Below are 280 nucleotides of genomic sequence, written 5' to 3' on the forward strand. Positions count from 1 at the left end.
GACTACAACCATGCTTACCATATGGATGCGAGCCTTTATGCTAAGTTTTTGCGTAAATTTGCCGAGCACCATGGCATGACCCGCATCGAAGGTAAAATAGCCGACGTATTACAACACGACGACACGGGTAATATCCGCGCGTTAAAGCTTGAAAATGGCGCGTTAATTGAAGGCGATTTATTTATCGACTGCACCGGATTTAAAGCGTTGCTTATTGAGCAAACCTTAAACACTGGCTTTGAAGATTGGAGCCACTGGTTACCGTGCGACAGTGCCATTG

Annotated in this window: 1 protein-coding gene; it reads left to right on the forward strand. The window is 45.7% G+C overall.

Annotation, left to right across the window (positions count from 1 at the left end):
• A partial coding sequence (locus AAEY88_RS13070) for a tryptophan 7-halogenase (RefSeq protein WP_350563072.1) occupies window positions 1–280 on the forward strand: 280 nt, incomplete at both ends.

Origin of the sequence: Psychrobacter sp. CAL346-MNA-CIBAN-0220 (genome assembly GCF_040309805.1) — a bacterium.
Classification (GTDB): domain Bacteria; phylum Pseudomonadota; class Gammaproteobacteria; order Pseudomonadales; family Moraxellaceae; genus Psychrobacter.